This window comes from Ureibacillus sp. 179-F W5.1 NHS (assembly GCF_045369345.1).
Lineage (GTDB): Bacteria > Bacillota > Bacilli > Bacillales_A > Planococcaceae > Ureibacillus > Ureibacillus halotolerans.
Window position 1 is genome coordinate 47,915 of record NZ_JBIQFG010000007.1, and the last position, 24,896, is coordinate 72,810.

Annotated in this window: 19 protein-coding genes and 1 pseudogene; 11 read left to right on the forward strand and 9 right to left on the reverse strand. The window is 36.2% G+C overall.

The window, feature by feature from the left end; genetic code table 11:
- Nucleotides 1-340 precede the first annotated feature (340 nt).
- Together ACH0B5_RS05495 and ACH0B5_RS05500 are read right to left on the reverse strand one after the other, a co-directional pair.
- Complete coding sequence (locus ACH0B5_RS05495) at nucleotides 341-592, reverse strand: DUF3953 domain-containing protein (RefSeq protein WP_122970682.1); 252 nt, start codon at nucleotides 590-592, stop codon at nucleotides 341-343.
- A 214-nt stretch (nucleotides 593-806) separates the two neighbouring features.
- Nucleotides 807-2,189 (reverse strand): dipeptidase, encoded by a 1,383-nt coding sequence (locus tag ACH0B5_RS05500; RefSeq protein ID WP_122970681.1) that lies wholly within the window; start codon nucleotides 2,187-2,189, stop codon nucleotides 807-809.
- A gap of 276 nt (nucleotides 2,190-2,465) precedes the next feature.
- Between ACH0B5_RS05500 and ACH0B5_RS05505 the strand changes: the two genes are divergently transcribed.
- Entirely contained in the window at nucleotides 2,466-3,011 is a 546-nt protein-coding gene (locus ACH0B5_RS05505) for an RNA polymerase sigma factor (RefSeq protein ID WP_122970680.1), read from the forward strand.
- Nucleotides 3,012-3,132: 121 nt separating this feature from the next.
- Here ACH0B5_RS05505 and ACH0B5_RS05510 read toward each other — a convergent pair whose 3' ends face one another.
- The 5 genes from ACH0B5_RS05510 to ACH0B5_RS05530 all read right to left on the reverse strand — a co-directional run bounded on the left by ACH0B5_RS05510 (nucleotide 3,133) and on the right by ACH0B5_RS05530 (nucleotide 7,419).
- A complete protein-coding gene (locus ACH0B5_RS05510; protein WP_122970679.1) occupies nucleotides 3,133-3,591 on the reverse strand; it encodes a MarR family winged helix-turn-helix transcriptional regulator in 459 nt (152 codons plus the stop codon).
- A 79-nt stretch (nucleotides 3,592-3,670) separates the two neighbouring features.
- Nucleotides 3,671-4,075: a transcriptional regulator Spx gene (gene spx / locus ACH0B5_RS05515; protein WP_122970678.1), complete on the reverse strand. Its 405-nt coding sequence runs from the start codon at nucleotides 4,073-4,075 to the stop codon at nucleotides 3,671-3,673.
- A 339-nt stretch (nucleotides 4,076-4,414) separates the two neighbouring features.
- Nucleotides 4,415-5,977: an ABC-F family ATP-binding cassette domain-containing protein gene (locus ACH0B5_RS05520; RefSeq protein ID WP_341361743.1), complete on the reverse strand. Its 1,563-nt coding sequence runs from the start codon at nucleotides 5,975-5,977 to the stop codon at nucleotides 4,415-4,417.
- A gap of 66 nt (nucleotides 5,978-6,043) precedes the next feature.
- Nucleotides 6,044-6,289 carry an SE1832 family protein gene (locus ACH0B5_RS05525; protein ID WP_122970676.1) on the reverse strand — a complete coding sequence of 82 codons (246 nt, stop codon included), beginning with the start codon at nucleotides 6,287-6,289 and terminating at the stop codon, nucleotides 6,044-6,046.
- A gap of 80 nt (nucleotides 6,290-6,369) precedes the next feature.
- The gene (locus tag ACH0B5_RS05530; RefSeq protein WP_341361744.1) at nucleotides 6,370-7,419 is read right to left on the reverse strand and encodes a PseG/SpsG family protein; all 1,050 of its coding nucleotides are present in this window, start codon (nucleotides 7,417-7,419) and stop codon (nucleotides 6,370-6,372) included.
- Between the two features lie 140 nt (nucleotides 7,420-7,559).
- On the opposite strand from ACH0B5_RS05530, the gene ACH0B5_RS05535 reads away from it, so the two are divergent.
- From ACH0B5_RS05535 to ACH0B5_RS05545, 3 genes are all read left to right on the forward strand, one after another.
- Entirely contained in the window at nucleotides 7,560-8,378 is an 819-nt protein-coding gene (locus tag ACH0B5_RS05535; protein WP_406927518.1) for an NAD-dependent epimerase/dehydratase family protein, read from the forward strand.
- Between the two features lie 88 nt (nucleotides 8,379-8,466).
- On the forward strand, nucleotides 8,467-10,305 hold the full coding sequence (locus ACH0B5_RS05540) for a cation:proton antiporter (RefSeq protein WP_122970788.1): 1,839 nt from the start codon (nucleotides 8,467-8,469) through the stop codon (nucleotides 10,303-10,305).
- An 89-nt stretch (nucleotides 10,306-10,394) separates the two neighbouring features.
- Nucleotides 10,395-10,949, forward strand: a complete 555-nt coding sequence (locus ACH0B5_RS05545) for an NADPH-dependent FMN reductase (RefSeq protein ID WP_122970674.1) — start codon at nucleotides 10,395-10,397, stop codon at nucleotides 10,947-10,949.
- Between the two features lie 84 nt (nucleotides 10,950-11,033).
- On the opposite strand, the gene ACH0B5_RS05550 is transcribed toward ACH0B5_RS05545, so the two are convergent.
- Nucleotides 11,034-12,425, reverse strand: a complete 1,392-nt coding sequence (locus ACH0B5_RS05550; RefSeq protein WP_122970673.1) for an MATE family efflux transporter — start codon at nucleotides 12,423-12,425, stop codon at nucleotides 11,034-11,036.
- 401 nt (nucleotides 12,426-12,826) lie between these two features.
- On the opposite strand from ACH0B5_RS05550, the gene ACH0B5_RS05555 reads away from it, so the two are divergent.
- The 3 genes from ACH0B5_RS05555 to ACH0B5_RS05565 all read left to right on the forward strand — a co-directional run bounded on the left by ACH0B5_RS05555 (nucleotide 12,827) and on the right by ACH0B5_RS05565 (nucleotide 19,963).
- Nucleotides 12,827-14,281, forward strand: coding sequence for a protein adenylyltransferase SelO (locus ACH0B5_RS05555; RefSeq protein WP_122970672.1), 1,455 nt, complete (start codon nucleotides 12,827-12,829; stop codon nucleotides 14,279-14,281).
- An 87-nt stretch (nucleotides 14,282-14,368) separates the two neighbouring features.
- The gene (locus ACH0B5_RS05560; protein ID WP_122970671.1) at nucleotides 14,369-14,638 is read left to right on the forward strand and encodes a DUF1292 domain-containing protein; all 270 of its coding nucleotides are present in this window, start codon (nucleotides 14,369-14,371) and stop codon (nucleotides 14,636-14,638) included.
- A gap of 474 nt (nucleotides 14,639-15,112) precedes the next feature.
- Nucleotides 15,113-19,963, forward strand: coding sequence for a 5'-nucleotidase C-terminal domain-containing protein (locus tag ACH0B5_RS05565; protein WP_406927519.1), 4,851 nt, complete (start codon nucleotides 15,113-15,115; stop codon nucleotides 19,961-19,963).
- A 48-nt stretch (nucleotides 19,964-20,011) separates the two neighbouring features.
- Here ACH0B5_RS05565 and ACH0B5_RS05570 read toward each other — a convergent pair whose 3' ends face one another.
- Nucleotides 20,012-20,827 (reverse strand): ZIP family metal transporter, encoded by an 816-nt coding sequence (locus tag ACH0B5_RS05570; RefSeq protein WP_122970669.1) that lies wholly within the window; start codon nucleotides 20,825-20,827, stop codon nucleotides 20,012-20,014.
- Between the two features lie 366 nt (nucleotides 20,828-21,193).
- Here ACH0B5_RS05570 and ACH0B5_RS05575 point away from each other — a divergent pair, with 366 nt between their 5' ends.
- The 4 genes and pseudogenes from ACH0B5_RS05575 (at nucleotide 21,194) to ACH0B5_RS05590 (ending at nucleotide 24,857) form a co-directional block, all read left to right on the forward strand.
- On the forward strand, nucleotides 21,194-21,940 hold the full coding sequence (locus tag ACH0B5_RS05575) for a GTP cyclohydrolase II (RefSeq protein WP_122970668.1): 747 nt from the start codon (nucleotides 21,194-21,196) through the stop codon (nucleotides 21,938-21,940).
- 61 nt (nucleotides 21,941-22,001) lie between these two features.
- On the forward strand, nucleotides 22,002-22,301 hold the full coding sequence (locus ACH0B5_RS05580; protein WP_122970787.1) for a metal-sensing transcriptional repressor: 300 nt from the start codon (nucleotides 22,002-22,004) through the stop codon (nucleotides 22,299-22,301).
- Nucleotides 22,302-22,353: 52 nt separating this feature from the next.
- Nucleotides 22,354-22,559 (forward strand): annotated as a pseudogene (gene copZ, locus ACH0B5_RS05585) (copper chaperone CopZ).
- An 87-nt stretch (nucleotides 22,560-22,646) separates the two neighbouring features.
- A complete protein-coding gene (locus ACH0B5_RS05590) occupies nucleotides 22,647-24,857 on the forward strand; it encodes a heavy metal translocating P-type ATPase (protein ID WP_341361747.1) in 2,211 nt (736 codons plus the stop codon).
- The last annotated feature ends 39 nt before the right edge of the window (nucleotides 24,858-24,896 follow it).

Below are 24,896 nucleotides of genomic sequence, written 5' to 3' on the forward strand. Positions count from 1 at the left end.
CATGTGGATAAGAGGTATACCACCACATAGTTGATAGATGATATGATAAAAACATCATAAGAAGAGAAACGTAAATTGCTTCTTATGAAAAATCGCTCTTTAGTAAAAGTGGTAAGTTAAGCTCATTTGAACCTTGTAAAAGCTTGTTCGACAAGATATATAACCTCCCCTATGTTTATATATATAACGCTTTTTAAAAGGTCAGCCAAAAGCATCGCGCTTCCAGTAGCGCGATGCTTTTTTTCTTTTTAAATGAAAAAAAGACAAATAGGCGGAGCCCTTTCATTAGGACGTTAAAAAAACCGATGAAATCTCTTCATCGGCCGTTATCGATTGTTTATTAAAATGCGGTAAATGAAAATAATGCAAATAGTAATGATAGAGCTGCTAAGCAGAAATAGAAAATACTCGGATTTTTACTTTGTCTTTTCATTTCATATATACCCATTGCTAAAAATAGTGGACCCATTAACACGAATGCCCATGGAAGTAGGTGAGGACTTCCTACCGTAAAGGTATAAATGGCAATCAAAATGAGAAGTAGTCCTGCAACAGGTTGCATTAATAAAACAAAACTCCATTTATTTTCCATTTAAATCACTCCTATTTTAAAAGTTACCAGTTGGAAAGTTTTTAGTTTATATATCATATAAATTCATTTCTACAAATATTTAGAAAATTCCTTTTTGTTACATAAAAGAAATATTTATTTAGATACTTTAATATGAAATGTTGATTTGTAAGGAATAAAAAAGACCTAAAAGTTCATAAAGAACCTTTAGGTCAATATAGGAAATTTTCTTTTACTAGGATTGTAAGTTAGATACTTCATATAAATAGTCGCCTAATACACGAAGCCCTTTATCGAAGTTTTCTAAATGGAAATGTTCGTTTGGTGCATGGAAGTTTTCACTATTTAAACCGAATCCCATTAATACAACTGGTAATGCAAGGATTTCATCAAAGGCAGCAACGATTGGAATCGAGCCACCACCACGAGTAAAGGCAGTTGGGACGTTATAAACTCGCTCATAAGAACGACCTGCTGCTTGAATTAATGGGTGATCAAACGGTGTTAAATAAGGAGCTCCTTTATCGAATTCAGAAACTGTTACTTCCACACCTTTTGGCTTATGTTTTTCAATATGTGCTTTTAAAAGAGCAACAATTTCATTTGGATCTTGGTCCGGAACTAAACGACAAGTAATTTTCGCACCAGCTTCTGCAGGAAGAACCGTTTTAATTCCTTCACCAGAGAAGCCACCAAATACTCCGTTAATTTCTAAAGTTGGTCGAGCCCAAGTTTGCTCTAAATATGAGAAACCTTCTTCACCGAATAATTCTTTTACACCGATTTCCTCTTTTAACGCCTCTTCATCGAAGTTTAGCTCTCGATATGCTTGACGTTCTTCTTCAGTTAAAGGAAGTACTTTATCATAGAAACCTTCCACTTGGATTGTACCATGTTCATCACGGAAGGAAGCTAAAATTTCAGCCAATGCATGAATAGCATTTTGCACGCCACCACCATAAAGGCCAGAATGTAAGTCGCCTTTAGCTCCACGTACATCGATTTGAACTCCAGTCAGTCCGCGTAAACCATAGCAAACGGCAGGTTTCCCAGGAGCGTACAGCCCAGTATCAGAAATTAAAATTAAGTCTGAGGAAAGCTTCTCTTTATTCGCTTCTACATAAGCTGGTAGATTAGGGCTACCGATTTCTTCTTCCCCTTCATAGATGAATTTCACGTTTACAGGGAGGGTTCCTTCTGTTGCAAATAACGCTTCAATCATTTTTAAGTGCATAAATACTTGGCCCTTATCATCTGATGCACCACGAGCAAATAATTTATTATCACGGATTACTGGATTGAAAGGTTCTGATTCCCAAAGATGAAGAGGATCGACAGGTTGTACATCGTAATGACCGTAGAATAAAATCGTTGGTTTTCCTTCTGCATGAAGCCATTCTCCGTATACAACTGGATGTCCCGCTGTTTGATCAATGGATACATTTTCGATGTTTAGTTGTTGAAGTTTGTCAGCTAACCATTGGGCAGCAGTTTGCATGTCTTGTTTATGTTCTGATAGAGAACTGATACTTGGAATACGAAGAAATTCAAATAGTTCTTCTAAATGTTTTTCACGGTTTTTAGAGAAATAAGCATCTAAAGTTTGCAAATGATTCATTATTAATCCCTCATTTCAAATTTTTCGGATAGTAGAATTAGTATACCACATAGAAGGGGAAGGTATTGTTGGTTGGCTTTGGAAAAAGGGGAAAATTTCTTGGAGTTCTAATACTTTTTCTAGTACATATGAGAGAAACTGAATTTACGAAAGTTACAAGGAAAGACTTTTAATCTTACACGAATGTAATGTAATTGAAAGCAAATCCGATAGAGTGTAATACAATTTTTTGGGAAAATGTATATAGAAGGTAGTTAGAAATTGGAGGAAGAAAAAATGAATAACTGTTTAACAGGAATTTATGAAGAATATAATCGTTACATATATCATTTATGTTTAAAATTAACACGCAATATAGCTGAAGCCGAAGATTTAATGCAAGAAGTTTGGGTCAAAGTTGTTCGTAATGAAGAACAAGTAGAGAAGGTTGACCACGTAAAAGCTTGGCTTACTACTATTACTATGAATACATTTCGCGACCGCTATCGTAAAAATGTAAGAAGAAGTAAATATATGATGAGTCAACCTGAAACATTAGACGTTCCGATTTTAGATTTGGTTCCCAATAATGAAATTTCTACGGAAGATCAAGTGGAAAAAGAAGTCGTAACAAAAATTGTACAAGAAAAAATGCAACAATTGGACGGAATTTATCAAAGAACTTTATGGTATTTCTATGTTGATCAATATTCATTGGCTGAAATTTCAACATTAATGAAAGTATCCATCGGTACAGTAAAATCACGTTTATTCCGAGCAAAGGCTAGATTAAAGGAAATTTTACTAGCAGATGCATCTTTACAAGATGTGGTTATGGCTTAATAGTAATTTGAAAAAGACTCTCTCACAATTAAGAAGGGGGAGTCTCTTTTATTTTGAAATAATATAAAACGCAAGGTACATTAATGAATGCACCTTGCGTTTTTTTATAAGTAACTTTAAATTATTCTTCATCTTTTAATTTATTAAGCCCATTGCTATTTACAAGACACTTTTCGAAGATGTTATGTAGCGTTTGAATTTCGTCATTTGTAAGCATGCCGAACATTGAATTCACCATTGCTGTCACCTGAGCCTGTGACTCTTCTAATATTTTTTTACCTTCTGGTGTAATGACGATTTGAGAAGCGCGACGATCTGCACTACTTTGGGTCTTTTCAATAAGTCCCGCTTTAATCAACTTTGTTGTTAAAACGGTTACGCCACCAGTTGTCACTTTTAAGCGCTCAGCAATAGCAGAGGGGCGTTTGGGTCCCTCTTTAGCTAATAAATCTAACAGTAAAATATGAGATTTTGAAAATCCTAATATATTTTGATGGTTCCATTCATTTGCCCATTTTCGCTCCAATGAAGACACTACTTCAAAAAGAGAGGAAAGTGATTCATATCTCTGGTTATCCATTATGTTCAGCTCCACTTAAGTCTTGTTTCGCATGTTTCAAAACTAATTCAATACGAAATGTATATCGCTAGACTATTGACTAACCTTGTGTTGCCAATCTTTGCATGGCACTTAACTCATAAGCACGTACTTTACGTGGGATGAAACGACGAATGTCCATTTCATTATAGCCAACTTGAATGCGTTTTTCATCAAGTAAGATCGGGCTACGTAACATACGTGGGTGTTGTTGAATTAAGTTATATAGGTCTTGAATTGATAATTGGTCGATATCAATATTTAAATTTTTGAAATCATTGGAGTTTGTAGCAATAATTTCATCTGTACCGTCTTCAGTCATTCTTAAAATATTTTTAAATTCTGCTAATGTTAAAGGTTGTGAAGTAATACGTTTTTCATTATAAGAAATATTATTTTCTTTTAACCATTTAATGGCTTTTCGTGAAGAGGAACAGCTAGATTGTGTGTAAATTGTAACTGCCATAAAATCTCCTCGCCTTCTTTTGTTTGTAATAGCTTACAAATAAGATATTTTTAAATATATTTATATCTTATCAGTAAGATAATTATAAGTCAATAGCTTTTCCATATTTTATAAGTGGGCATCTTACATATAAATATATAACCGTTTTCCTATAAATATATACGTCTTAGGAAAAGAAAAGTTTCAATTTTTTACAAGTTGATTTGATAAATAATCAAAAAATATGTTTAAAACTATGCTGATAAGAATAATAGAGAGGGGGAGAAATTTAATAATGTTTAATAGTAGATTATGAAAAAACGGTTTGAACTCCTAAGGAATCCAAACCGTTTTTGACATTTATAAATTTGTTTTACCTGTTGTGAACCAATCTTGGACATTCCAAACTTTTGTTGCTAGCCCTTCATAAAACTCAGGTTCATGGGATACTAAGACGATTGTTCCTTTATATTCCTTCATAGCACGTTTTAATTCATTTTTAGCATCTACATCTAAGTGGTTTGTCGGTTCGTCAAAAATTAACCAGTTCGATTCTTCCATCATTAGTTTACATAAACGAACCTTTGCTTGCTCGCCCCCTGATAAGGAATTTAATGGGCGGGAGATATGTTCGTTTTTCAACCCGGCCCGAGCTAAGGCAGCACGGATTTGGTGTTGATCCATACTTGGGAAGGCATTCCATACATCATCAATAGGTGTTATTTTATCTGGCTTTACTTCTTGTTCAAAATAAGAAGGGAAGAGGAAATCTCCCCTTGTAACTTTTCCACCTAGAGCATTTATTTTACCAAGCATTGTTTTTAATAATGTGGATTTCCCGACACCATTCATCCCGATTAAAGCAATCTTTTCGCCCCTTTCAATTGTAAACGTAAGGGGAGGAAGTAACGGTTTATCGTAACCGATTAATAAATCTTCTGCTTCTACTATGAACCGGCTAGAAGCCCGTGATTCCTTAAAACTAAACTCAGGTTTAACAGCCGTTTCCGGGCGATCAATTCGTTCTAACCGATCAAGTTGTTTAGCACGTGATTTAGCACGGCCAGTTGTAGAGTATCGTGCCTTGTTTTTCGCAATAAACTCTTCTTGTTTTTTAATAAATTCCTGCTGTTTCTCGTAGGCATCGATATGTTGGCGTTTATTGATTTCGGCTAACTCTAAAAATTTCTCGTAAGTTGCTGTATAACGAGTAAGCTTTGAAAATTCCAAATGGAAAATAACGTCTACCACACCGTTCATAAACTCCGTATCATGGGAGATTAATAGGAACGCATGGGGATATTCTTTCAAATAATTTGAAAGCCATGTAATATGTTCTTCATCCAAATAGTTCGTCGGCTCATCTAGCAACAATACTTTCGGTTTTTCAAGTAATAGTTTAGCAAGTAATACTTTCGTACGTTGACCACCGGAAAGGGCTGCCACGTCTCGATCTAATCCAATTGCATCCAAACCAAGACCGCGCGCTACTTCTTCGATTTTAATGTCCAATGTATAAAAATCTCCGGCATCAAGAGCATCTTGTACTTCAGCCATTTGTTCTAATAATGCTTCCAATTCCTCAGGGGTAGCATCTGCCATTTTATTGGCGATTTCATTTAATTCCTCTTCTTTTTTATAAAGAGGGAGGAAGGCATCTCGTAAAACATCCCGCATAGTACGGCCTGCTGTTAAAACCGTATGCTGATCTAAATAGCCATAATGTGTACCTGGTAGCCATTCTACGCGGCCTGTGTCATGAATCGTTTGACCTGTAATAATCCCCATTAATGTAGATTTTCCAACACCATTCGCTCCGACTAATCCGATGTGATCACCTTCGACAAGGCGGAATGAAACATCTTTAAATAGGGTGCGATCACCAAAGGAATGTCCTAAATTTTCCACTGTTAATATTGCCATAATCTGTTCCTCCGATAATATATTTCAACGTTTTATAAGTTTTTAGGATATAAAAAAACTCGCGGGTTAAGACAACGCCGCGAGCTGTTTATTCAGTTCTGCTAGTTGTTTTTCCATGTTTGAAAGGCGTTCTTCTGCTTTTCGAACAGACTCTTCATGGCCTGTACTTTCAAGCTTTTCGATATCACCTTGAAGATTTATATAATCCATTTTTAATTCTGCAATTTTTTGTTGAAGTTCTGATTTAGTTAACATGAAAGTAGCTCCTTCATAATAATTTCGTACAAAATAATCGTACAAACATTGTACCATAAGAAGGGAGCTATTTTCATTAATATTCGAAGAAGGGGTATCTCGTAATATTCGGCAGATTCCATCACGTCATGGCTAGTCTATAAAGAAACCATATTATGACGTTCATAAGCAAAATCTAATAATAAGGACTTAATGACTTCATTGTTATCCGAAATTTCCAATTCAAATTGTTTTCTTACTGCCCGTTCTCGTCGTGCTTCATGCAATAATAATTCCATAACGGCATTTTGGATGTTAGATTGTTTCATCTTACGTCCTAAACCGAGATGAATAAATCCGTTATGTTCCCTTGGAAAGGCATTGTTTAATTCCCGTTCATTTTGAGCAGCTGTAATGCAAGGAATACCTACTGTTGCTACTTTATAAGGAGTATAATTCGCATTACAAATCACAATATCTGCTTCATGGAGGAGTTTTTCTAAAGCTTGGTCATCTTTAAAAATTTTCGTGTTACGGCGACTTAACACCATCATTTGTAAATCTTCTACAGAATGGCGATATTCTCGATCAATTGCAACGGTAATTTTTAGTGGGATTTGTAGCTGGGTTAAATGGCGTAAAGTTCGATAGGTTAAATTGTTTTCATCACCATCTTCATAAGCAACGACAATATGAGGTGGATTTGATAATTCGTTTGAAACCCGTTCCTTAGCAATTGCTTTAAGGGAATCTTTTACAGCAAAAGCAAAGCTACCCGATAAAATGTTTTGTGCTGTATTTTCCCTTACTTCCTCAAAAAGGGCAATAATATTGCAATCAGCTAATTCAGCACCATCGCCAAAATCATCAAAATGAACAATCGTTTTGCAGAAAGGTCTAAGCTGTTCCATTTGTTCAACTAATGTATCTTTGCCATCTTGAACGATTAAATCAGGTTCAAGACTACGAATCTGAGTTTTTAATTCTGAGTAATGGTCGAATAAAATAGGAGAAAGTTGTAAATCTGTAAAAATTTCAATTGCTTCATGTCCATCTTGTTTTAAAAATACATAAACGCTTTCTTCATCATTTAATAGTTTTGCTAACGTAGCGGCACGCTCAAGGGGATAATACCCTTTGATTGAACTATGCTCAACTACAAAAGCAATTTTCTTTTTTATCGAAGTGACACTTAGTTCATTTTTCATAAAATCCCATCCTTTCCCAACTATTAATTAAATTATGGTGAAAAATTAGAAAGTATGTGTGAAAATTAACACTATAAATTAGTAGAAACTTAGATTAACAATTTTATGCTGATTAGACGAAAAACATGAAAGGTTGTGGCGTGAAAGTGGAAATGCGTTCAGCCATCGTAGTAGGTGGGACAGGGCTTGTCGGAACGGCCCTCGTAAAACTACTTTGTGACAGTGAAGAATATGTATCGGTGACAGTTCTATCTAGAAGAAAGCTGGATTTCGAGCATCCAAAACTAACCGTTAAAGTGCGTTCCTTTGATCAATTAGAAGAAAAGGATATAGATTTTGCCCATGAAGTTTTTTGTTGTTTAGGAACAACGATGAAAAAGGCGAAGACTAAAGAGCAATTCGAAAAAATAGATGTGGAGTATCCATTACACATAGCATCTCTAGCAAAAAAATGTGGCATTATGCACTTTATTATCATTTCTGCTATCGGCGCCAGTGAAAAATCTGCCTTTTATTATAATAAGGTGAAGGGAAAGCTAGAGCGAGAATTAATGGCTTTAGAATTACCCCAATTATCGATTGTCCGACCTTCTCTATTAGTTGGAGACAGAATGGAATTTCGTTTAGGTGAGAAAACGGGTGAATGGCTATTAAAAGGATTAAATCCGTTTTTTATTGGACCGTTGAAAAAATATCGTCCAATCGAAGCAACTCAGCTTGCATTAGCAATGAAAGTCATTGCTCTTTTTGGCAAAAAATCTCCGGTAACAATATATGAATCACAGCAACTTTCTACAATGAAAATGCCTGAAGCTAAAGTAGAAAAAGCTATTCCAAGGGAACAGTTATTTAATTGGGATAAATTTAAAGAGCCAGAACCGACACCGATAGATGAAGAAGTTGTATTTAATCAAGAAAGATTAATGGAAATCAAAACGAAAAATGAACTTGATAAATAGCGTTTTCAAATGGAATGAAAGAACGTCCTCCGTAAATACTAATGGAGGACTTTTTTGATTTCTATATTTGGATGAAAGGGATGTTACAATGCTCGACAATCTACTAATTCAAATCGTTGCAATTGTAGGACTAGGAATTTTATCGCAATGGGTAGCTTGGCGATTTAAACTCCCTGCCATCGTTATTATGTCACTAGTCGGTTTGCTAGTCGGTCCTTTGTTAGGATTATTCAATCCGCAAAAAAGTTTTGGAGAAGTGTTTAATCCGACTATTGCGCTAGCTGTTGCCGTTGTTTTATTTGAAGGGAGTTTGGGCTTAGACCTTCGAGAAATTAAAGGATTCCGCCAATCGATTTTTCGTATTTCTACTTTAGGTGCCTTTATTGCATGGATTATTGGGTCCTTAGCCGCTCATTTTATAGCTGGGCTATCAATAGATGTTGCCTTTGTGATGGGTGGACTTTTTATCGTTACTGGACCTACGATGATTTTGCCATTATTGCGCCAAGCTAAGTTAAAAGAACGTCCGGCTACAATCCTAAAATGGGAAGCCATTATTGTGGACCCATTCGGTGCGTTAGTCGCCCTATTCGCACTCGAAATGGTTTTATATATGAATGGCATGATCTCGGAAGGGTCCCTTTTATTATTTTTTGTTGCTTCTATTTTTTCTGCCATTATTGGAGCAGGGGTAGGGTTTCTATTAGGCCGTTTACTGGAACATGGTTTTATTCCTGAATTTTTAAAGTCTCCAGTCGTCTTAGTCAGTGTACTTTTGGTATTTGTACTATCAGAAGAAATCATACACGAAACAGGGATACTCGCTGTCACTGCCATGGGAATTGTCATGGCAAATATGCATTTAACATCATTAAGAGAATTACTGCACTTTAAAGAAAATGTTTCTGTTCTTCTTATTTCTACGCTATTTATCATGTTAACTTCTTCTTTATCAATCGAGACGTTACTCGATATTTTAAACTGGCGTATGCTTTTATTTGTTTTAGCGATGTTGTTTGTTGTCCGACCGGTATCGGTTTGGCTTTCTACTATTGGAGTAGGATTACCGAAGCGGGAACGTCTATTACTTGGATGGATTGCACCAAGAGGGATTATCGCCTTAACCGTTTCCGGCTTTTTTGCTAGTGTTTTAACGGAATCTGGATTTGAAGATGCTGATATTATTACAGCTTTAACATTAGCATTAGTATTTGCCACCGTTTTAGCCCATGGTTTATCCATTAGCTGGCTTGCGAAGAAATTAAATTTGCAATGTACGGATGAAATGGGGGTAACGATTGTCGGAGGTAGTCCTTTTACAGCTGTTTTAGGTGAAGCGATACAAAGTTTTCAAAAACCTGTTCTTATTATCGACCGATCTTGGAGTGCCTTATCTGAAGCTCGTCAATTAGGGATAAAAACGGAAGTAGGGGACATCTTAAGTGAATATACGGAGTTTCATGTAGACTTAACTCCTTACGAAATATTAGTAGCCGCCACAGAAGAGGATGCGTATAATGCCCTTATATGCCAACGTTTCGTTCCTGAACTAGGTCGGGAACATATTTTTCAAACACCCATTCCTACGGGGGACTTAAGTGACTACAGTCAATCAATCGTTGGAAAGACATTATTTGATGAAGATTATGATATTTACACATTAAATCGTCTTATTAATGAAGGATATATGATTCGTAAAACACAGCTTACGGAACAATATACATTTGAACGTTATCTTGATGGCGATGGACATAAAACAATCCCATTATTTGCAGTGGATAAGGATCATCACCTCATATTTTTTACAAAGGGGATAAAGCGGTCATTTGATGTTGGAACAACGATCGTTAGTCTTACTTCACCAACCCGAAGAATGGAAAAAGCAATGGAAAAGGCGAATCAAACGGAAATTCCGCCAAAAGACTGAAATTTATTGAATCCAAACTTGTTCCCTACTCGTGCTTTATCGCATCTGTTACAATAACGAATGGAAATAAAAAGTGGAGGATACTCAACATGAAAATTTTACTCGTGGATGGCACTGTATTCGGTAATAAAACAGGTGCGATATTGCGTCAAGTTGAACAATATATTAAAGAATATAATAGCAGCTTAGAGCTTGAAATATTATATTTCGCTGATTTAAAACATCAAATTTTGGATGGTAGCCCATTAAATGAAGATATGCAAATGATGATTCGAAAATTTGAAGAAGCTGATGGCTATATTATTGCAACGCCAATTTATCAAGCATCGATTCCAGGCGTATTAAAAAATGCTTTTGATATGATTGACCCAAAAGCGATGCGGTATAAACCAGTTTCAATGGTAGCAAATGGTGGTACATATCAGCACCATTTAGTAGTTGAAAATCAGCTTAGACCAATATTAGATTACTTCCGTTGTTTAGTAACACCTAACTATGTATATACCCATTCATCTCATTTTGATGAAAATAATCAAATTACAGATGCTACGATTCAAGATCGTCTTCGCGAACTAGCTCGGGTTTTCGTTCAATATTGCAAGCTAAGTGAAACGTTACCGAAACTACCAGTAGATAAACATTAGTTTTCAATGACTTCCAACGCGGAAGTCATTTTTTATATAAAAAAGAGTGCTTACAGAAAGCACTCTTGACGGGTTCATATGTTTTTAAGTAGTAACTGGATTTTCAGTAGGTTCAACATCTCTATCTGGAGATACTAAGGCGTACTGTTCCCATTTACGACTTTTCCATCTAAATAATACGATGATAGCACGGGTCCATTCATCAGCAGCAATGGCTAGCCAAACGCCGACTAACCCTAAATCGAATACAAATACTAATAAGTATCCTAAAGGTAAGCTCATACATATCATGGATAAGAATCCTATTTTGACAGGGAAACGAGCATCCCCAGAAGCCCGTAACGAGTTAATGATTGTGATGTTAATCGTTCTACCAGTTTCCAACAATAAACTTAAAGCTAATACAGAAGCACCAAATTTGACTACTTCTGGATTATCGGTAAATAAGCTAACTAATTGTTCACGGAATATAGTTACGACCGCTGCGATAATTACAGTGAAAACGAGTGCTGCCTTTACACTAGACCATACTTGCTTATAAGCAGAGTCCTTATCTCCTGAACCAACAAAACGACCAACGATGATGGAAGTACCCATCCCTATCGCAATGGCGAATAGATAGGTAAACATCGAAATATTATTCGCATATTGTCGTGCGGCAAGAGCTTCTGCACCAAGGTATGTTACATAGTACAAGAATACAATTTGACAAACTTGGTACATAATTTGTTCAAAGGCACTTGGTAAACCAATGTATAAAATTTTCTGTACATATTCCTTAGAAAAGGAAAAATAGTATGCCATCTTTATTTTGACTTCTAATGCTCGATATAGTAGCCAGAAGAAAATGAAAACGGCAATTAATCGGCTAACTACCGATGAAATCGCAGCACCTTGTACCCCTAGTTCAGGAGCACCAAAGTTACCGAAAATTAAAATATAGTTTCCAACTACGTGGATAATATTCATTCCTAATGAAACAAACATCGTTTGCTTTGTCCAACCATGTACACGAATAATCGCTGCTAAAGAATTAATAACAGCTTGAAGGAATATCCCTCCTCCGACGATGATTAAATAGCTTTGTGCATGTTCAAGTACTGCTCCTTGCAAGTTCATCATGATCATTAATTGGTTGGAAGAGAAAATAAATAGGACCGACATTAATAATCCGAGGCATAAATTTAATGTAACGGCTAAAGCGGAAATTTTTGCTGCTTCAAAATACCGACGAGAACCGAGATATTGGGAAACAACGATGGCAGCCCCATTCCCGACAACTTCTAAAATTAAAATGGCGATGTGTATATATTGATTAGCTGTGCCGACCCCTGAAACCGCATTATCTGATACCGCACTTAACATAAACGTATCGGCAAGCCCCATTAACATAAATAAAAATACCTCTAAAAAAATCGGCCAAGTTAAATGAAATAAATTTAACTTTTTTGGAGGTGTTTGAAGTGTTTCGCTCATGTTTCTCCTCTTTCTAACTTATTTGATTAGGATATATTACCACAGAAAGTTCTTTCGTTGAGTAAAAAATTTATGAATAAACCGGATTAAAATCAAAAAAGCGTTTACAAAGAGATTACTTTTTAAAAATCCATATAGTTTTTGAAATTATCATAGATCCAACGGTTATGGAGAATAATAAAATTGTAAAAAAACATGAACAAACCTACAGTTAGAATGATGTTTTAAGGAATTATTTGTTTAAAAGTATGCGAATTTATGTCTTGTTTTCTTAGGTAGTGTATAATGATGGAACTTGGCTTACAATGTTAATGAATGATGGTTAACTTAGTATATTTTGTTAAAGAAATGGCTTCATCTTAAATGAAGTAAACTACTCGGTAAAGAGAAAAGGGGATTATATGGGAATAGGATGGAACTTTGATAATAGTTATGCGAGACTTTCCGATTCTTTCTATGCAAGTTTAAAGCTGCATCCAGTAAGTAATCCGAAGTTAGTCATACTGAACAAACAACTAGCAAGTGAACTTGGCTTAAATAGTGAGGAGCTTCAGAGTGAAGAAGGGGTGCAAATTCTTGCAGGTAATGTAGCCCCTGAAGGTTCTTTCCCTTTGGCTCAAGCTTATGCAGGGCATCAATTTGGTTATTTTACGATGCTAGGAGATGGACGAGCTACCCTTTATGGGGAACAAATTACTCCAAAAGAAGAACGATATGATATTCAACTAAAAGGGTCTGGTCGTACTCCCTTTTCCCGTGGAGGGGATGGACGGGCTGCCCTTGGTCCGATGCTAAGAGAATATATAATTAGTGAAGCAATGCACGGACTAGGTATACCAACAACTAGAAGCTTAGCTGTAGTGGAAACAGGAGAAAAAATTATTAGAGAAATGGAATTACCCGGTGCCATCCTAACCCGTGTTGCATCGAGTCATATCCGTGTCGGAACTTTTCAATTTATCGCTAATTGGGGAAGTTATGAAGACCTACAAGTGTTGGCGAATTATACAATTGTCCGCCATTACCCAGATATCCCTAATAGTGATCATCGATTCCTTTATTTACTTCAGGAAGTTATTAAAAAACAAGCGGAGTTAATCTGTAAATGGCAATTGGTTGGTTTTATCCACGGTGTTATGAATACGGATAATATGACCATTAGTGGGGAAACGATTGACTATGGACCATGTGCTTTTATGGACGCGTATGATCCTGATACAGTTTTTAGTTCGATTGATACAAAAGGACGTTATGCATATGGTAATCAACCGAAAATAGGTGGCTGGAATTTGGCCCGTTTTGCTGAAACACTCATTCCATTATTACATGATGAGGAGGATGAGGCGGTCGAAATTGCCCAAAATGAAATAGCGAAATATCCGCTCCTTTTTGAGAAGAACTGGCTTAGAGGAATGCGGGGAAAATTAGGATTATTTAATGAAGAAGAGCAAGATAAAGAATTAATAAACGAATTACTCGATATGATGAAGAAATATGAAGCGGATTATACAAATACGTTCCGAGCGTTAACGGTCAACAAGTTGGAAATGACTTCTCTTCACGATCAAGAAGATTTTGATCAATGGCAAAAAAAGTGGCAAGAGCGACGTTCTAGACAACAACAGTCGATGGAAGAATCGACCCAATTAATGAAAGAACGAAATCCATCAGTTATTCCTCGAAATCATCGTGTGGAAGAAGCGTTGGATGCAGCAGTAAATAATGGTGATTACAGTGTGATGGAACGTTTACTAAAAGTACTTGCTAATCCTTTTGATGATTCGCCGGAACATCAAGAATATAGCCAATTACCTGTACCTTCGAATTTACCGTATCGTACTTTTTGTGGTACTTGATTTTTCTAAAATGTTGTATGAATCTGACCAGAAATGGCAATAAAATAATATGTTTAAACAGACTTTTTTAAGAAGGAGAATGGACGAATGGATGAATTGAAAGTAGGGGAAATCTTCACGATTACCGACGAAAATGACGAGGAATTAGAAGTTGAAGTTCTTGCAGCGATTAATATTGAAGGAACGGAATATGTTGCGGTAGGATTTGTGGAAGATTTACAAGAAGAAACAGAAGAGGATATCGATGTTTTCTTCTTAAAGGTAGATGAAGAAGGAGATTTTAGTGCCATTGAAAGTGATGAGGAATTCGATAAAGTATCATCTGCCTTTGATGAAATAATGGAAGAAGAAGAGTAGTTTAAAAATTGGAAAGAAGCAAAACGCGCCTAAGATTTAGGGGCGTTTTGCTATTTTTTTTAGAATGAACGATATCTAAGGAAAGAAATGAAAAATTTCTTAACAAACATAGTTGGTTTTTCATGAACCATACTAAAGATATAGGAGTGTGTTTACATCCTTATTAAGACTATTTTTAGTTAATAATACCTATATATGCGATGTTTCAACAGTTTAAATTATATTCGGGGCAAAAATTTATTAAATAAATCAAAAAAGTCTGAAAAATAATATTTATGATTCGTTAAATTTACGTGGAAACGATTTTTTTTATAATTATTTACGATTATTTTACAAATAATCTATTTCTTTCGAATTATTTTTCTAATAATGTAGGTAATATAAAGTCTACTTTATTCGTATGAAATTTTACAATTACTAATTTACTACATGATTTACCAATAGCACATTAAACAAATAATGGAGGGCAAATGAATGCATTTTTCTAAAAAAAGTAGGGATCGTTTCTTCAAAGCAACACTGGCAACGACGCTTGTAGCTTCAACAATTGGATCCGTTACACCAACTGTGTTGGCAGCGGAATCGGAAGGGAAAAGTAATCAATCTGAAAAAGTAGCTCAATATCAACACCCAGCGAAACAAAGTGTGGATAAAAAAGAGAATGGTAAAGGGAACGGAAAAGGGAAAGACAAAGATAAGGGAAAAGGGAAAAAAGATTTTGAATTAACGATAATGCATACGAATGATTCCCATGCCCATTTAGACAATGTTCCAAAGTTAGTTACAGCTGTTGAAACAGTGAGAGCAGAAAACAAAAATACACTTCTTTTAAATGCTGGAGATGTATTTAGTGGCACTCTATTTTTTAATGAGTTTCAAGGGCAAGCCGATTTAACGTTTTTAAATTTAATGGGTTATGATGCAATGACTTTTGGTAATCATGAATTTGATTTAGGTTCTTCGCCGGAAGGTCATCAAGCACTAGTTGATTTTATTGAAGGGGCAAAATTCCCATTTGTAAGTGCTAATGTTGACTTCTCACAAGATAATAAGTTTGACGGACTATTCTCTGATTTAGTTTCAAGCAAACCGAAGGACGGGAAAATCTATCAAGGAATTGTAAAGAAAATTAAAGGCGAAAAAGTTGGGATTTTCGGTTTAACGACGGAAGAAACGGCTGCCATTTCAAGTCCTGGCAGTATCGCTTTTGAAAACTATATTAAAGAAGCAGAAAAAGCAGTAAAAGCTTTCGAAAAAATGGGTGTAGACAAAATTGTTGCCTTAACTCATATTGGATACGACGATAATGCTGAAATCGATAATGATTTAGTTTTAGCAAGTGCAGTTGAAGGAATTGATGTTATTGTAGGTGGTCATAGTCATACACAATTAGATGAACCTACTTTAGTTGTTGAAGATTTAGATGGAGAAGAAAAGGAACCAACAGTAATTGTACAAGCTTATCAGTATAGTGAATTTTTAGGCCAATTAAATCTTACTTTTGACAAACAAGGTGTTATTACAGAGTATGGTGGCCAACTGCTAGAAGTGAATTCTTTTGAAGAAGATCCAGAAGCAAAAGAGCTATTAGCTCCTTATTCGGATAGAATAGCTGAAATTACGAATGAAGAAATTGGCGTAACATTAAATGAACCCCTTACAAATCCTCGCATCACAGATAGTGGAAATACGGAAGGGGTCAGCGTCAGAAATAGTGAAACGATTCTTGGTAATTTAATTACGAACGGTATGCTTGAAAAAGCGAAACAGTATAACGAAAATGTTGTATTAGCCTTTCAAAATGGTGGCGGTATCCGTTCAGCTATTGATGCTGGACCAGTAACCGTTGGAGAAGTGATTACCGTTTTACCTTTTGGAAATACATTGGCAACGATGACGGTTACAGGTGCCGAGTTAAAAGCTGCCTTTGAAATTAGTTTTAAAGAATACCCAGCTGAAAACGGTGGATTTTTACATGTAGCTGGTGGGAAAGTTGAATTTGATTCAACAAAACCAGTTGGAGAACGGGTAGTTGCCATCTATTACAAGGATGCAGAAGGTAATTTTGTAGAAATTCAAGATGATGAAACATATACAGTTGCAACAAATGCTTTCACTGCTAAAGGTGGAGATGGTTACGACGTATTCGCAACAGCATATGCTGAAGGACGTGTGACCGATTTAGGTTTATCCGATTGGGAAAACTTCCGTGATTATTTAGTAAGTGTAGAAAGTATTCCAACATCTACTGAAGGAAGGATAGTTGATGTATCAAAGGAGGTTTCTAGGGGAGATTTAATGATCTCCCAATATATTGAAGGAAGTAGTTATAATAAAGCGATTGAATTGTATAACGCTTCTAGTTCCGTCATCGATCTTTCCGAGTACACATTAGAGATTTATACAAATGGTGCTCCTGAGAGCGTTAAATCTATGGAATTACATGGCACTTTAGAAGCTGGAGAAGCGATTGTTTTATATCATGGCCAAGCAACGGATGAAATTAAATCAGTCGGTCAAATAGAAAATTCGACGGTGATTAATTTTAATGGAAATGATCCTTTAGTTTTAAAAAAGAATGATGAAATAGTCGATTCCATTGGACAAATTGGATCAAGTAGTGATTTTGCAAAAGATGTAACTCTCGTACGAAATGCGGATGTAACGACTGGAGATGCCATCCCGACTGATGCTTTTACATTTGAGACGGAATGGACGAATTTAGGGAAAGACTCCTTTGAAAATCTTGGCCAACATCCTTACATTGTTGAAGAGCCAGGAGAGGGGGAAACAATTACCATTGCCCAAGCTCGCGAACAAGGGACTGGAGAGGTACAAGTACAAGGAATTGTAACGGGGAAATTAAAAAATACGATCCATATTCAAGATGAAACTGCTGCTATTGCTGTATATGGTTTAGCAGATTCAGTAGAAGTTGGAGATGAAGTCGTATTATCTGGAGAACTAGCGGACTATAGAGGGCTTTTGCAACTTCAAAGTCCTTCTTTAGTCGAAAGAGTCTCTACTGGAAATGAATTTTCTCCTATTGACATAACAGGTGCGGGGATTAATGAAGAGAATGAGTCCAAATTAGCAACTGTACAACAAGTAACGGTTACGGCTAATAATGGTTCAGGAAATTATGCAGCAAACGATTCTGAAGGGAATAACTTTGTTGTACGTGATGAAAATGGTTCCTTAGGATTAGAAGTAGGGAAAACCTATGATTCTCTTACTGGGATTATTCAACAATATAATAGCACGTATCAAATTATACCGCGTGGTTTAGCGGATGTGATTGAAGATGCAACAAAAGTACAGGGAATTAAACCTTCTATTAGTTCCACATTAATTCCTGTAGGAACTGCAATTGAGCTTTCAACTATAACAGAAGGTGCAACAATTCATTACACATTGGACGGTTCAGAACCAACAAAGGATAGTGCTGTATATTCAGAACCAATTGTCATCAATGAACCAACAACTATTAAAGCGATTGCTATAAAAGAAGGTTTAACGGATAGTGATATCTTTAGTATATCCTATGAAGTATATGATGAATCACCAACGATTAGCCAAATTCAAGGGGCTGATCACACATCTTCCTTTGACGGTAGTGTTGTAGACGGGGTTCAAGGGGTAATTACTTCTTTGTTTGAGTTAGATGGTAGCCAATACTTCTATATGCAATCTGCAAAGGGGACAGAAGATAATGATTCTAGTACTTCAGAAGGAATTGTTGTCTATGCAGGTAATGCTTCATCTTCATACTCATTCAAAGTGGGAGATCTAGTAAGTGTTACTGGTACTGTAGATGAATACCGTTTAGACGGATATGATGATGCGGATACAGATTTAACTGTAACGGAAATTAATGCGAGAAACGGTTCGATTACAGTTGTGAAAAGTAATGTAGAATTACCAGATCCAGTTGTTATTACACCATCTATGATTCCTTCTGAATCGATTGATGATGATGAATTAACATCCTTTGACCCAACGAGCGATGCGATTGATTTCTGGGAAAGCCTAGAAGGAATGCGCGTTCAAATTGGTGAAGGCACAGAAAGTAGCTTGCGTGTTGTTTCTCCAGAAGAGTACGGTGAAATTATAACTGTATTTGACTCAATTGAAGCTACTACAACGAACGGTGGTCTATTATTAGGTGAAACGGATACGAATCCTGAACGAATTCAACTGAAGTTATTTAACGGTGAAAAGGAAGTAACAAATGGTGGCGATATTAATACAGGCGATCAAGTTAATGGACCTATCACTGGTATTGTAAACTATGGTTATTCCAACTATAAAGTCTATGTAGATAATACAGATGTTCAAAGTAAAATAGTCGATGGTGGAAAGGCACCAGATACAACTGCTATTACAGCATCCGACGAAAAGTTAACAATCGCATCTTATAATTTGGAAAACTTCTCTGCCCAATCTGATTCAGAAAAAGTGAAGAAAATTGCTGTAGCCATTGCGGACAAATTAAATTCACCTGATATTGTTGGAGTTACAGAGATGCAAGATAATGATGGTCAAACTGATTCAGGAAGTTCAGCTGCGGATCAAAGTTATCAAACATTGATTAATGCCATCGCTGCTGAAGGTGGTCCTCAATATGAATATGTCAATATTGATCCAGAGTATAATCAAGATGGTGGAGCACCTGGTGGTAACATTCGTGTCGGTTTCCTTTATAATCCTGAACGAGTATCGTTAACTGAAGCACAAGCCGTTGGTAACGCAACTACGGGGACGGAATATGTTAATGGGGCGTTAACATTAAATCCAGGACGTATTGATCCTACAAATGATGCCTTTTCTAATAGTAGAAAACCTTTAGCTGCACAGTTTACATTTAATGATGAACAAGTTATTGTCATTGCAAATCATTGGAATTCAAAGTCAGGTGACTCACCTTTATTTGGTTCAATCCAACCGCCTGTACTAGGCAGTGAACAACAACGGATTCAGATAGGTTCTATTATTCGAAACTTTGTAGAATCGATTCAATCACAAAATCCAGAAGCAAATATTGTAGCATTGGGAGACTTTAATGATTTCCAATGGACGCCTGCCCTTCAAACATTAGAAGGGGACAATGAATCAATGGTGAATATGATTTATTCATTAGATGAAGCGGATCGTTATACGTATACGTACCAAGGAAATTCTCAAGCACTAGATCACATTTTCGTATCTAGCAATCTAGTTGAGAAAGCAGTACTTGATATTTTACACGTTAATTCCGACTTTACTGAAGAATCAGGTCGTGCAAGTGACCATGATCCAGTGTTAACACAAATTGATTTTAAATAATGAAAAGGAGATGCTCAGCTAAGAGCATCTCCTTTTTCTATATTCAATTTAACCTAATGCCACATCTAAAATCATCATAATGGTAAATCCAATCATTAATGACAAGACAGCTAAGTCTTTGTTTCCTTCTTCTTGTGAGCTTGGAATAACTTCCTCTACGACAACAAAAATCATTGCACCAGCTGCAAAGGCTAATGCGAAGGGTAATAATGGTTCAATAAAAGCAACTGCCAGAAATCCAATAATGGCAGAAATAGGTTCTACCATCCCTGAAAATTGACCAAAAAGAAAACTTTTCTTTTTGGATAATCCGTCCCGTAGAAGGGGCATTGAAACTGCAGCACCTTCAGGTATGTTTTGGATACCAATCCCGATTGCTAAAGCAAGGGCTCCAGCAACTGAAGCGGAAGGGGAACCAAGGGAAGCAGCTCCAAAAGAAACACCAATAGCTAATCCTTCCGGTATGTTATGCAATGTGATGGCAAGGACTAACAAAGTACTTCGCTTTCTTCGTTTTGGTTGTATACCCTCAGCTGTTTCAATTGCTGCATTCGGATGAAGGTGGGGCAACAGTTTATCAATGGCAAAAAGAAAAGCACCACCAAGTAAAAAACCAATTGCTACAGAGAGCCATGAAGGAAAACGTCCCCCCTCTGCCATTTCTAACGCAGGGGATAGTAAAGACCAAAAGCTTGCAGCAATCATAACACCGCCGGCAAAGCCTAACATACTATCTAAAAAACGTTGATTGAAATTTTTTGTTGTAAAAACGAGTGCAGCACCTAATGCTGTCATTCCCCAAGTAAACAATGTAGCGAGTATTACTTGATAAATTGGTTTTAGTGTTAGGATAAAGTCGATCATTGAAACACCCCCTTATGTATCCCTTACCAAAATCTTCTTATAGCAAATTTTAAGCTTATAAAATGAGGAAATCAATGGATGAATGCCAAGATTATCATCATCATTGTTCGAAAAAGAGAATCATCTTTATAAAATACTCCTAATAGTAGTTTATATTTTGTACTTAAAAGATTTTTCAATAGAAGTTTGCTTTTGATGAAAAGTGAATGATCGATGTATTTTTTATGTTGCTGGTTAATAAAGTGATATAAAGAAACCTTTTTCTTTTCGTCTCCAAAATAGAAGTTATAAAAAGAGCAACGTTACGATGGTATTCCTAACATAAAAAACTTGGTAAGTTGCAAACTAACTTTAGGAGGCGGTTCTATGAATTTAGATCAACAAGTTATTTCAATTTTAAAGGATAAAATTAAACTTATTCAGACGGAAAAGGGCGCGATATATTTAGTTGGTCCGATAAAATTACCTGTGAACTTATATGATGAAACGGTTACTTTCCAATGGTATTGTTGGTTAAATTGTGATGAAGTATATCAAGATATTGAAAAAATTGTTGAAAAACTATCTTCGATTAATTTAGCTGAAATGCAGCAATCGAGTGTTCTCGTTTATGGAAATTTTACTGATGAGGATGATGCGATAATAAGAATGCATTCCATCTGTCATACAGGCGATATTTTTGGAAGTAAAAGGTGCGATTGTGGTTATCAACTGAAACAATCCATGAAAATTATTGTAGATCATGGAACAGGAGCATTATTTTATTTAGCCAATCATGAAGGAAGAGGCATTGGTTTATTTAGTAAAGCAATGGCTTACCTTCTACAAGAAAATGGCTATGACACAGTAGATGCTAACTATGCATTGGGCTTTGTTAATGATTCAAGAAATTATGACGATGCGATTCAAGTGTTAAAAGCGCTTCGTTCCAAGCCTGTCACACTTATTACAAATAATCCGAAAAAATTAGAAGCTCTGAAACAATCAGGTTTATCCGTTAATGCTAGAAGGCCATTATGGGGTGACGTTTCTGAATATAATAAAAATTATTTACAAACGAAAATTAATCGCTCTGGTCATTTAAACGAGGATGGGGCGTGTTGTAACGATTAAAGGATTTAGTTTACCTATTGAAGAAGAGGAGTTGACCAAACTGGAAAACGTGAAGGAAGACATGAGCGAGTCATCCCATTGCAGAAAAAGTCATCATCCAGAAAGCGTGAAAAAGGATTTAACGAACCGCCTTAACCGAATTGAAGGGCAAATTCGTGGAATAAAAGGGATGGTTGATCGGGATGTCTATTGTGACGACATTATCACGCAATTAGCTGCCACACAATCAGCGTTAAACAGTGTAGCGAAAGTTCTATTACAAGGTCATTTAAAGGGATGTGTTGTAGATCGTTTAGCTGTTGGGGATGAAGAAGTTTTGGACGAGTTGTTAGTGACGATTCAAAAGTTAATGAGGAAATAATATACCCCTATATAGTATTAAGAGAGCTATTAAAACATAAGGAGTGATGCAAATGGAGAACGTAACTTTAAACGTTAAAGGGATGTCATGTGGACATTGCGTGAAAGCCGTTGAAGGAAGTGTTGGTGCTTTAGATGGTGTTCATGAAGAAAAGTTAATTTAGAACAGGGAAAAGTTGATGTAGCTTATAATGAACAACAAGTAACCCTTACTCAAATTAAAGAAACGATTGATGATCAAGGTTATGATGTTGAATAGAAGTTTTTCAAGAGTGCTCTATTAAAGCACTCTCTTTCATATCAATTATATACCCTGTAAAGGTATTGGGAAGTAGGTGAAAGAAAATTGACAAATGAACAAAGGGAAACAAGTTTGCACATTACTGGCATGACCTGTGCAGCCTGTGCAACGAGAATTGAGAGGGGCCTTCAAAAATTTAAAGGAATCTCGTTAGCCAACGTAAATTTAGCCTTGGAAAATGCAACGGTACAATTTAATCCATCTGAAGTGTCGGTTACGGATATTATTCGTCGTGTGGAGCAGTTAGGTTATGGTGCCCATGTAAAAGACAATGAACGAGGGGGAGTCGATTTTCGACAACAGGCGATTGAAAAACTAAAAGTAAAGTTCATCGTTTCGACTGTTCTTTCCATTCCGCTTTTATGGACAATGGTTGGTCACTTCACATTTACGTCTTTTCTTTATATACCGGACTTTTTAAATGATCCATGGGTTCAAATGGTAATAGCAACACCGGTACAATTTATTATTGGCTGGCAGTTTTATGTTAGTGCATTTAAAGCTTTAAAAAATCAAAGTGCTAATATGGATGTTCTTGTTGCAATGGGTACATCCGCTGCGTATTTATATAGCGTTTTTCAAACGATATCAAAAGGAACTAGTTATCATTCCCAACTTTATTTTGAAACAAGCGCGGTACTAATTACTTTAATTTTGCTCGGGAAATTACTTGAAGCGAAAGCAAAAGGTCGCTCCTCTGAAGCGATTAAAAAGTTGATGAAGTTACAAGCAAAAACTGCCCTTGTTCTACGAAAGGATATGGAAAAAGAGATTCCGCTAGAGGAAGTTGCCATTGGGGACATTATGCTCGTTAAACCCGGAGAAAAAATCCCAGTAGATGGTGAAATTCTAGAAGGGAATACGGCGGTCGATGAATCGATGTTAACAGGGGAAAGTCTTCCAATCGATAAAACAATCGGTTCAACGGTATATGGTTCTACTATAAATAAAAATGGTTTTATTAAAATGAAAGCAACAAAGGTAGGAAGAGATACAGCTTTATCCCAAATTATTAAAGTAGTAGAAGATGCCCAAGGATCTAAAGCACCTATACAGCGTTTAGCTGATAAGATTTCGGGAATTTTTGTTCCAATCGTGATTGGGATTGCGATCGTTACTTATTTAACTTGGCTTGTCTTTATAACGCCTGGAGAATTTGCTCCAGCATTAGAAGCTTTAATAGCTGTACTTGTAATTGCATGTCCATGTGCTTTAGGACTTGCAACCCCAACTTCAATAATGGCTGGTTCTGGGCGTGCAGCCGAGTTAGGGATTTTATTTAAAGGTGGAGAACATCTTGAACAAACCTATCAAATAGACACAATAGTTATAGATAAAACAGGGACAATTACAAACGGGAAGCCAGAACTTACAGATGTTTTTGTCGTAGAGGGGATGAGTGAAAGATTGTTTCTTTCTTTTCTCGGTTCGATCGAAAGGAAATCTGAGCATCCCCTTGCCCAAGCTATTGTACAAGGAATTAGTAAACGAAGAATTGAAATGAGAGATGTTCGTGAATTTGAAGCTATTCCAGGATACGGAGTAAAAGGAATCGTAAATCAAAAAGAAGTAGTTGTTGGTACACGTAAACTAATAGAGCAATACAATATTGATAGTTTTGCTGTTGTTTCTTTAATGGAACGACTTGAATCAGAGGGGAAAACCGTTATATTAGCGAGTATTGATGGACAATTTGCAGGATTAGTAGCTGTTGCAGATACAGTAAAAGAGAGTTCTAAAAAAGCTATTGAACGACTTCATAAAATGAAAATGGATGTCATTATGATGACAGGGGATAATGAGCGGACAGCTCAGGCAATTGCAAGACAAGTGGGAATCACTCGAATTATTGCAGAAGTGCTCCCTGAAGAAAAAACTGCACAAATAAAGAAATTACAAGGGATGGGAAAAAAGGTTGCCATGGTAGGAGATGGTATTAACGATGCACCAGCGTTAGCTGTTGCTAATATTGGAATGGCCATTGGTACAGGTACGGATGTTGCGATGGAAACCGCAGATATTACGTTAATTCGTGGTGATTTGAATAGTATTGCTGATGCGATCATTATGAGTCATAAAACGATGAGAAATATAAAACAAAACTTATTTTGGACTTTTGGTTATAATACTCTAGGTATTCCAATTGCAGCTGCGGGTTTCCTTGCTCCATGGTTAGCAGGAGCTGCAATGGCCTTTAGTTCTGTATCCGTTGTTTTTAATGCACTACGGTTACAAAAAGTTGAAATAAGTAAATAATCGTTTCATAGAAGAAATGTCTCCATTTTTTAAACATTA